Raw genomic sequence first — 9,143 nt, forward strand, 5'->3', positions numbered from 1 at the left:
GCTTGCTCGGCTACGATCAGCCCAACGACATCTGGACGAAGAGCAGCGGAGCAAGCTCCCCTCTACGAGAAGCGACGTCGGACGTTTGATGTAGAGCCGAGCTTGCTCGGCTTCGACCAGCCCAACGACATCTGGCCGAAGAGCAGCGGAGCAAGCTCCGCTCTACGAGAAGCGATGCCGGACGTTTGATGTAGAGCCGAGCTTGCTCGGCTACGATCAGCCCAACGACATCTGGACGAAGAGCAGCGGAGCAAGCTCCCCTCTACGAGAAGCGACGCCGGCGTTTGATGTAGAGCCGAACTTGCTCGGCTTCGACCAGGCCAACGGGCATCTGGCTGAAGAGCAGCGGAGCAAGCTCCGCTCTACGATTGGCTGCGTGCGCCCTATGCGGCCAATGATCTGGCGGTCAGTTCGGCGACTTCGTGGGCGGTGCCGAATTTTCCTTTGTCGTCGCGCACGACTTGCGCCAGCGCGCATTCGGGGTCGTGGGTGAAGAACAGGTGCACGTTGCGCGCCAGTTTGTCTTCCAGGAATGCGCGCTTTTCGTCGATCAGCAATTCGGCGTTGCGGTCGTATCCCATGGTGATGGGCACATGCACCCACGGGCGGCCGGGAATCAGGTCGGCGCAGAACACAACGCCGCCATGCGCTTCGCCATCAATGCTTTCGGGCCCCACGATTTCTGCCAGCATCAGACCTGGCGTATGGCCGTTGCTGATACGGAAACGGACTGTCTCGCCCAGCGCTTTCGAGTACTCGCCTTCCACCAATTCCAATCGGCCGCTGGCCTGCAACAATTCCTGCAATTCCGGAATGAAGCTGGCGCGATCACGCGGGTGTGGCTGCAAAGCGCGCCGCCAGTGTTCGGCACCGACTACGTAGGTGGCGTTAGGAAACAGCAGCTCCGGCGGCTTTCCTTCCGACCACTGTGCCAGCAGACCGCCGGCATGGTCGAAATGCAGATGGCTCAGCACCACCACATCGATGTCCTGGTGATCAAAGCCGGCTTTCTTCAGTGAATCCAGCAGAACGTGCTCTGATTCCTGGACTCCATAGCGTTCGCGCAACTTGGGTTCGAAGAAAGCGCCGATACCGGTTTCGAACAGCACCGTCTTGCCATTCAACGGACTGGCCAGCAGTGCGCGACAAGCCAGCGGCACACGATTCTGTTCGTCAGGCGCCAGCCATTTGGACCACATCGCCCGGGGCGCGTTGCCGAACATCGCACCACCGTCGAGCTTTTGGGAGTTACCGCGTATCGACCAGAGTTTCATGCGCCGATTCTACCGCCGCGAGGGTCGGCGGACATGAAAACTGCGACCGTGCTGTGTAGAAGCGGCGTCCCGCCGCTCCTACCTGGGGCGTCTATTCAGCCCTTCAGCTCAAGGCGAAGCGGCAGGCGCCTGCTCCACCACCCTGGCCTCACCCACGGGATTGCGAGGATCGGCACCACCGCTGAGCGCGCCAGTACGCTTGTCCCACATCACCGTCTGCAGATTGCCCCAGACATGGCTGGAAGCACGGCCGGAAACCTTGTCTTCCGGCAGGTTCAGTTGGTGGCCCATCGCACGCAATGCGCTTGCGACCTCGGGCGTGAACGTGCCGGTCTCAGCCGAAATCGCATCCGGCATCCACTGGTGATGGAACCGCGGCAACGCGGCGACCTCTTGCGGCCCCAGGCCTGCGTCGTAACCCAGGATGCCCAGCAGCACCATGGTGATGATGCGGCTACCGCCGGGCGTGCCCAGCACGGCGACTCGATCCGGCGATTCCATGAAACTGGGCGTCATCGAACTGAGCATTCGCTTGCCCGGTTGCGGCGCGTTGGCGTCGTAGCCCATCACGCCGAAGGCATTCGGGGTACCCGGCTTGAGCGCGAAATCATCCATTTCGTTGTTCAGCAACACGCCGGTGCCCGGCGCGATCAGCCCGGAACCGAACAACAGGTTCACCGTTTGCGTTGCGGCTACCCGATTGCCTTCGGCATCGATGATCGAGAAATGCGTGGTCTCGTCGTCTTCCAACGGCGTGGGTTCGCCGGACAACAGATCGCTGGGCGTCGCCTTCTGCGGATGGATGGTGGCGCGCAAGCCAGCGGCGTAATCGCGGCTAGCCAGCGTTTTCATGGGGATTTTTACGAAATCCGGGTCGCCCAGATAGAAGGTGCGGTCGCGGAAAGCGCGGCGCATGGCTTCCACGGTCAGATGCGTGCGATGGGCATCGTCGAGTTTGGCCAGGTCCCAGGCATCCAGGATCTGCAACATCTGCGCCAACGCCACGCCGCCCGACGAAGGCGGTGGCGCGGTGGTGATCTGCCATTCGTTGTAGGCGAAACGGAGCGGCTCGCGCTCGCGCACGCGATAGCCGGCCAGCTCATCGGCGTCCCAACGACCGCCTTCGGCCTTCACGCCGGCCACTAGTTTCTTGGCAACTTCGCCGCGATAGAAACCGTCGAAACCCTTCTCAGCCAAACGCTCCAGCGTGCGCGCCAGATCGGGCTGCTTCAGCAGTTCGCCTTCTTTTGGTGGATCGCCATCAGCCAGGAATACCGCGCGCGTACCTTTGTAGCGTTCCATCACTTCGCGACGGGCGCCGTAGCCGCGCGCCAGTCGGCCATAGACCGGAAAGCCTTCGCGTGCGATCCGTATTGCCGGCGCCAGGGAAGTCTTGAGCGGCAACTTGCCGTAATTCTGCGCCACGTGCACCAGGCCAGCGGGCAAACCGGGAATGCCGGCAGCCCAGGGTCCGTTCTCGGCACGATCGCGGTTGAATTCGCCCTTCGCATCCAGGTAACGGTCGGGCGTCGCTGCTTTAGGCGCGGTTTCGCGCGCATCGACGAACACGTCCTTGCCGCTCTTGGCGTCGTGCAGCAGGAAGAAACCGCCGCCGCCCAGGCCGGAGCTGATCGGTTCGACCACGGACAATGTGGCCGATACGGCCACTGCGGCATCGAATGCATTGCCGCCAGCCTGGATGATTTCGAAACCCGCTTCCGTGGCCAGCTTGTGCGCGCTGGCGATGGCGGTGCCGGAGGGATGCTGGGAACGCGAAGCTTGGCCGACATCGGCGGCCAATACGGCAGGAACGAAAGCGACCGTCAGCAGGACGGCGAAAATTCTGCGTAGTTTCACGGACTCTCCTAGGTTTGCGACGAGTACAGAAGCCGCTTTATTCGGCCTGCAGCCGGCGCAGCTTCGCCAGCAAATCGTCCTGGCTTTCAGGATACGCCGGATCGGGGTCGATGCATTCGACCGGGCAGACGACCACGCATTGAGGCTCGTCATGATGGCCCACGCATTCGGTACAACGCGCCGGATCGATCACGTAGATCGTTTCGCCCATGGCGATGGCCTGGTTGGGGCAGGCCGGCTCGCAGACGTCGCAGTTGACGCAGAGTTCGTTGATTTTGAGGGACATTTTTCTTCGTTATCCCTGCGTGGGCATGGACCCAATGACTTTCGTTTCAGACTTCGAGGAAAGCCGCTGGATCCCCGCCTGCGCGGGGATGACCCTTCCGCAAAGGCGCGGCCGCCAATGGCGGCCGCGCGCGGAAGGGTCACTTGGCTTCGACAAAAACGTATTCGACACCGGCCGGTTCAACCGCGGCTTTCACGCGCTCGCCGTCGGCAGCACTGCCGATGAACAACACGCGCACGCCTTTCATGGTGCCCGGTTCCACGCCCTGGAACGAGGCCACGGCCATGTCCGCCATGCGCGTAGACGCCGGCGAGCCGAAGGCCAGCATGTTGCCGCCGACAATGCCGCGGGCGATGGCGTTCTTGGCCTGTTCCGCGGAACGCTCGTACTTGGCTTCGAACTCCGGATCGGATTCCGGCGGCAGGTAGTACAGGAACGGAGTATTGGTGATGTTGCCCATGTTGCGGGTCACCACTTCCGACAGATAGGTGCGCCAGCCGGCGTCATCGTCCTTGCCCGGAACCACCAGGGCAGCCGGCTCCGCGTCGACTTTCGCCTCTTCCTGCTTCTTGCAGGCGGCAAACGGCACGACCAGGCACGCGATCAGCAAAATTCGTGTTGCGATGTTTTTCATGGGTTTTCCCCTCCTGTGAAATCGTTGTAAGAATGATCTTGCCAAACTCAATTCGCGCCCTGCCGCCACTGCGCTTGCAACGCGGCGGCAACCCCCGGCGGCACGAAGCCGGATACATCACCGCCCAGGCGCGCGATTTCGCGCACCAGCGAAGAAGAGATAAAGCCGTATTGCTCGGCGGGTGTGAGAAACAAGGTCTCCACCTCGGGAATCAGATGGCGGTTCATGCTGGCCAGTTGGAATTCGTATTCGAAGTCCGAAACCGCTCGCAAGCCGCGCAGCAGTACGCCGCCGCCCACGTCCTTGACGAAATGCGCCAGCAGCCGGTCGAACCCGCGCACCTCGACATGCGGGTGATGGGCCAGCGCATCGCGGGCCAGTTCCACTCGTTGGGCCAGCGGCAGCGCGGGTCCTTTGCCCGGGCTTTCGGCCACGCCGACCACTACACGCTCGAACAACGGCGCTGCGCGGTCTATCAGGTCGATGTGGCCGTTCGTGATGGGATCGAATGTGCCGGGATAAACCGCAGTGCGGGTGCGTGCCACGCTCATCAAGTCTTAGCCGCCGATACGTCGTTGCGGAGTGTATCAGCGCTGTGCCCATCGGGGGCACGATACAGGGCAAAACGCACCTCGCGGGTGCGGCCTTCGCGGTGCAGCGCCCAATCGGCGGGGACAGGCGGCACGACATCGGCCGGTGCCTCCACATACACCCATGCACCACCTGCCAACGCGGGCAGGAGCGCGGCATGTGCCTTTTCCCACAATCCCTCGGCAAAGGGTGGGTCCAGGAAGGCGATATCGAAGGTGCCTGCGGGAGCTGTGCCCAACCAGGCCAGCGCGTCCTGCGCTACCACCTGCACGCTCTGTTGCGCCGACAACCGCTCCACGGTTTCGCGCAGGTTGCGCACCAGCGCCGGATCGCGCTCCACCAACACCGCCTGAGCCGCACCACGCGACATGGCTTCCAGTCCGAGCGCGCCCGTGCCGGCGAACAGATCGAGCACGCGCGCGCCCGGGAGCTTCGGCATCAGCCAGTTGAACAGGGTCTCGCGAACGCGATCGCTACTGGGCCGCAGGCCGGGGCTGTCGGGCACGCTCAGTTTCGTGCCACGCCAGCGGCCGCCGATGATGCGGATGCTGCCTGTCGTCGCCGGCTTGCGAGCGGGTTCGCGAGCAGGCTTCATCGGAGCTTGTGGGAAGCGGGTGATAACATGCCGCCTATTCTCCGCGATTGTCTGTGTCATGGTCAGCTGGTTCCGACGCAAGAAGCCTGACGCGCCCGCGACCCTGCCCGACCCGCAGACGCCAGCGCCGCAGGAACCCCCCATTCCCGAAGCTCCACCGCAGCCCTCCGCCGCGGTGGAACCGGCTGCGCCTGCGCCGCCCGCACCCACGCCGCCCGCCGCCGCTCCTGCCCCGGCGGGCAAGCCTGGCTGGCGCGAACGCTTGCGTGGCACCGGGTTCGCGCGCGGCCTGGGCAGCCTGTTCTCGCGCAATCCAAAGCTAGACGACGACCTGCTGGACGAAATCGAAACCGCGCTGCTGACCGCCGATGTCGGTGTGCCGGCGACCACCGCGCTGATCGAAAACCTGCGCAAGCGCATGAAGGCGCGCGAGTTTTCCGATGCCAGGGCGCTGCTGACCGCACTGCGCACCGAACTGATCGCCATGCTGGCTCCGGTCACCAAACCGCTCGTCATCGATACCGGCGCCCGCCCTTTCGTGCTGCTGACCGTGGGCGTCAATGGCGTCGGCAAGACCACCACCATCGGCAAGCTGGCGCGCCGTTTCAAGGACGAGGGGCGCAGTCTGATGCTGGCCGCTGGCGATACCTTCCGCGCTGCCGCGGTGGCGCAGTTGCAGGCCTGGGGCGAGCGCAACGACGTGCCCGTGGTCGCCCAGGGCCAGGATGCGGATCCGGCGTCGGTGGCATTCGACGCATTGCAGGCTGCCAAGGCCCGCGGCATTGAAGTGCTGATCGCGGACACCGCCGGACGCCTGCACACCCAGACCGGCTTGATGAACGAACTGGGCAAGATCCGTCGCGTGCTGGGCAAGCTGGACACTTCCGCGCCACACGAAGTACTGATGGTGATCGACGGCACCACCGGCCAGAATGCGCTATCGCAGCTGCGCCAGTTCCATGCCGCGGTCGGCGTCACCGGTCTGGTGGTGACCAAGCTGGACGGTACTGCCAAGGGCGGCGTGGTGTTCGCTTTGGCGCGCGAATTCGGCATTCCCATCCGCTTCGCTGGCATCGGCGAACGCTCGGAAGACCTGCGCGTATTCGACGCCGAAGCTTTCGTCGACGCACTGCTGCCGGAGACGCTGGGCAGCTGATGCCCGGCGCAGCCATCGCCATCGCGGCTCACGGCTTCTGGCGTGTAAGCAGGCCAAGGCTCGGGAGCGGCTGAGTGGCCAAGAAGAAACCCTCTTCCACCGAGACCCTTTCGCCGTCCGACGACGCGAAGAAGGGAAACGCCCGACGCCGGCGCTGGAGGATCGCACTGCTGGCTTTCTTCGTCCTGTTGTTGCTCGCGGCATTGGTAGTCCGTTGGCTGCTGCGACCGGAATACCTCGCTCCCGCCATTCTGGATTTGGCCGGCGATGCACTAGGGCTTGAGATCACCGCCACCGGCATCGGCGAATATCGCTTGCGCGGTACGCCGCAGCTCATCGTACGTAACGTCACCGCGCGGGAAAAAGGTTCGAACAAGCCTGTGCTGACCGCCGAGCGCATCCTGATCTCCGTACCCTGGTCCACTTTGCGCGCCCGCGGCCGCGACCTGACCGCGACACGCTTGGAACTGGATGCACCGGTGTTCGATATCGCCGCTTTCCAGGCGTGGCAATCCAAGCGACCACCTGGCGAAACGCGCATACCCACCGTGACCCATGGCCTGCGCATCGTGCGCGGTCGCGTCATCGGTGCGAGCTGGACGATAGAAGCGCTGGACGGCGCCATACCTTCGCTGGCCGCCGACAAACCTTTGCGCGCGCAACTGCAAGGGCGCTATCAGACCGACACGCTGCGCGCGCCATTCGATATCGCGCTCACGTTGAACAAACTGGGGCAGGCAAGCGGCGTAGGCGTAGTAGGTGAAATAGCACCGGCTACCGCCGAGTGGCGATTGCCCACACGCATCCATCTGTCCGGCCAGCTGCACACGCAAGACGCGCTGCGTATTGACCCACTGCGTGTAGGTGCCAGCGCACGTTATATCGCCGGCGATCAATCACACCCGTTCGCACTGGGCATTGCCGGACCACTGGCATTCGAATCCGGAACGGTGATCTTGCGACCAGCTGCATTGGCGCTGCGTGGCGAAGGCGCGATTCCCACGTTGGATGCGGCCGGTGGTTTTTCGTTGGCCCAGGAGTTGCAGTTGGCACTGGAAGGTCAACTGCGCGAATGGCCACAAGCCTGGCCAGCGTTGCCGCCGCCCTTGGGTCAATCGCAAGCACCGCTACCGTTCGCACTCGGCTATGCGGGTAAGGTTGATCTGTCCGCCATTGCTACGCTGCGTCTGGAGCGCGATGACACCCGCTTCGACGGCCGCTTCCGCTTGTTTGACGTGCTGGCCTGGACTGACGCATTCGACAACTCCACTCCATTGCCGCCGCTAAGCGGCCGGCTCACCACTCCACACCTGGAAGTTTCCGGGGCAGTGCTACGCGGTGTGGAAATAGAAATGGAAGACCCGACGATTCCTACCGAAGCCGCAATCCAATGAGTTCCGCGCAGCAAGATGCTTTCTCCGCACGGCTGCTGAGCTGGTTCGATACGTCCGGCCGGCATGACCTGCCGTGGCAGCATCCGCGTGCGCCTTACCGCGTCTGGCTGTCGGAAATCATGCTGCAGCAAACGCAGGTGAAAACGGTCATTCCTTATTTCGAACGTTTCGTCGCCGCCTTCCCCGATGTACCGGCGCTGGCGGCGGCATCACTGGATGAGGTGCTGGCGCAGTGGTCGGGGCTGGGCTACTACGCCCGCGCACGCAATCTGCATGCCGCGGCACGGATCTGCGTTGAGCAGCATGGCGGCGATCTTCCGCGCGACTTCGATAAGCTCGTCGCCCTGCCCGGCATTGGCCGAAGCACCGCGGGCGCAATCCTTTCGCAGGCGTGGGGCGATCGATTTTCCATCCTGGACGGCAACGTCAAGCGCGTGCTGGCCCGCTATCACGGCATCGGTGGCTGGCCCGGCCTGCCCGCGGTGGAAAAGCAGATGTGGACGTTGGCGGAGCAGCATCTTCCCGCTACGCGGATGGCTGATTACACACAGGCACAGATGGATTTCGGCGCCACCCTGTGCACGCGCCACGACCCAGCATGCATGTTGTGCGTACTGCAGGATGATTGCGTCGCGTTGCGCGAAGGACGCGTGGAAGAGCTACCCACCTCGAAACCAGGCAAACCCCTGCCCGAGCGCACCGCGATAATCCTGCTGGCCGAAAACGAGCAGGGGCAGATACTGCTGCAAAGGCGACCGCCCGTCGGCATATGGGCATCGCTGTGGTCGCTACCGGAGGCGGCGGACCACGAGGCCGCGCGCGATTGGTTCCAACGACATCTGCATGGTGACTACGACCATGGAGAAGCGCTGCCGGAACTGCCGCACGTGTTTTCCCATTACAAGCTGCGCATGCACCCACTGCGCTGGCCGGCGCTCGCCGCACGCGATGTAGTGCGTGACAATGACGACCTGCGCTGGGTCGACCGTGCCGGCCTGAAATCGCTGGGCCTGCCCGCGCCTATCCGCAAACTCCTGGAAAGTTGAAAACCATGCCGCGAACTGTCTTCTGCGAATACGAAAAGCGCGAAACCGAAGGCCTCGATTTCGTTCCCTATCCCGGTCCGCTCGGCCAACGGGTGTATGCGCACATCGGCAAACCGGCCTGGGCCGCCTGGCTGGCGCATCAAACCATGCTGATCAACGAGAACCGGCTGTCCCCTCGCGATCCCAAGCACCGGGCGTTTCTGGAAGCGGAGATGGAAAAGTTCCTGTTCGGCGGCGGCGCGGACAAACCAGCCGGCTACGTGGCGGAGGAATAGGACGATTGCTTCCGTACCGGTTCTACCATCTGTAG

General features: G+C 63.6%; 10 protein-coding genes. 4 read left to right on the forward strand and 6 right to left on the reverse strand.

Annotation, left to right across the window (positions count from 1 at the left end; genetic code table 11):
* Positions 1–383: 383 nt before the first annotated feature.
* From AADW18_RS05190 to rsmD, 6 genes are all read right to left on the reverse strand, one after another.
* Complete coding sequence (locus AADW18_RS05190) at positions 384–1,274, reverse strand: MBL fold metallo-hydrolase (protein ID WP_337342303.1); 891 nt, start codon at positions 1,272–1,274, stop codon at positions 384–386.
* Positions 1,275–1,382: 108 nt separating this feature from the next.
* A complete protein-coding gene (gene ggt / locus AADW18_RS05195; protein WP_337342729.1) occupies positions 1,383–3,104 on the reverse strand; it encodes a gamma-glutamyltransferase in 1,722 nt (573 codons plus the stop codon).
* A 64-nt stretch (positions 3,105–3,168) separates the two neighbouring features.
* Positions 3,169–3,417, reverse strand: a complete 249-nt coding sequence (locus AADW18_RS05200) for a YfhL family 4Fe-4S dicluster ferredoxin (protein ID WP_337342304.1) — start codon at positions 3,415–3,417, stop codon at positions 3,169–3,171.
* A gap of 139 nt (positions 3,418–3,556) precedes the next feature.
* Entirely contained in the window at positions 3,557–4,051 is a 495-nt protein-coding gene (locus tag AADW18_RS05205; RefSeq protein WP_337342305.1) for a hypothetical protein, read from the reverse strand.
* 47 nt (positions 4,052–4,098) lie between these two features.
* Positions 4,099–4,602 carry a pantetheine-phosphate adenylyltransferase gene (coaD, locus tag AADW18_RS05210; protein ID WP_337342306.1) on the reverse strand — a complete coding sequence of 168 codons (504 nt, stop codon included), beginning with the start codon at positions 4,600–4,602 and terminating at the stop codon, positions 4,099–4,101.
* The gene (rsmD, locus tag AADW18_RS05215; protein WP_337342307.1) at positions 4,602–5,237 is read right to left on the reverse strand and encodes a 16S rRNA (guanine(966)-N(2))-methyltransferase RsmD; all 636 of its coding nucleotides are present in this window, start codon (positions 5,235–5,237) and stop codon (positions 4,602–4,604) included. The genes coaD and rsmD overlap by 1 nt, the downstream gene beginning before the upstream one ends.
* A gap of 58 nt (positions 5,238–5,295) precedes the next feature.
* Here rsmD and ftsY point away from each other — a divergent pair, with 58 nt between their 5' ends.
* From ftsY to AADW18_RS05235, 4 genes are all read left to right on the forward strand, one after another.
* Positions 5,296–6,393, forward strand: a complete 1,098-nt coding sequence (ftsY, locus tag AADW18_RS05220; RefSeq protein WP_337342308.1) for a signal recognition particle-docking protein FtsY — start codon at positions 5,296–5,298, stop codon at positions 6,391–6,393.
* Between the two features lie 74 nt (positions 6,394–6,467).
* Entirely contained in the window at positions 6,468–7,787 is a 1,320-nt protein-coding gene (locus AADW18_RS05225; protein ID WP_337342309.1) for a hypothetical protein, read from the forward strand.
* On the forward strand, positions 7,784–8,833 hold the full coding sequence (gene mutY / locus AADW18_RS05230) for an A/G-specific adenine glycosylase (RefSeq protein WP_337342310.1): 1,050 nt from the start codon (positions 7,784–7,786) through the stop codon (positions 8,831–8,833). Before AADW18_RS05225 ends, mutY begins: the two co-directional genes overlap by 4 nt.
* A 5-nt stretch (positions 8,834–8,838) precedes the next feature.
* Positions 8,839–9,108 (forward strand): oxidative damage protection protein, encoded by a 270-nt coding sequence (locus AADW18_RS05235; RefSeq protein WP_337342311.1) that lies wholly within the window; start codon positions 8,839–8,841, stop codon positions 9,106–9,108.
* Positions 9,109–9,143 lie beyond the last annotated feature (35 nt).

This window comes from Pseudoxanthomonas sp. CCNWLY206-1 (assembly GCF_039710385.1).
Classification (GTDB): domain Bacteria; phylum Pseudomonadota; class Gammaproteobacteria; order Xanthomonadales; family Xanthomonadaceae; genus Pseudoxanthomonas_A.

What these genes read in the sequence shown, in the direction of transcription:
- rsmD (WP_337342307.1), bottom strand. Translation starts at nt 5,237, where the DNA reads ATGAAGCCTGCTCGCGAACCCGCTCGCAAGCCGGCGACGACAGGCAGC.
- ftsY (WP_337342308.1), top strand. Translation starts at nt 5,296, where the DNA reads ATGGTCAGCTGGTTCCGACGCAAGAAGCCTGACGCGCCCGCGACCCTG.
- AADW18_RS05200 (WP_337342304.1), bottom strand. Translation starts at nt 3,417, where the DNA reads ATGTCCCTCAAAATCAACGAACTCTGCGTCAACTGCGACGTCTGCGAG.
- AADW18_RS05205 (WP_337342305.1), bottom strand. Translation starts at nt 4,051, where the DNA reads ATGAAAAACATCGCAACACGAATTTTGCTGATCGCGTGCCTGGTCGTG.
- AADW18_RS05235 (WP_337342311.1), top strand. Translation starts at nt 8,839, where the DNA reads ATGCCGCGAACTGTCTTCTGCGAATACGAAAAGCGCGAAACCGAAGGC.
- coaD (WP_337342306.1), bottom strand. Translation starts at nt 4,602, where the DNA reads ATGAGCGTGGCACGCACCCGCACTGCGGTTTATCCCGGCACATTCGAT.
- mutY (WP_337342310.1), top strand. Translation starts at nt 7,784, where the DNA reads ATGAGTTCCGCGCAGCAAGATGCTTTCTCCGCACGGCTGCTGAGCTGG.
- AADW18_RS05190 (WP_337342303.1), bottom strand. Translation starts at nt 1,274, where the DNA reads ATGAAACTCTGGTCGATACGCGGTAACTCCCAAAAGCTCGACGGTGGT.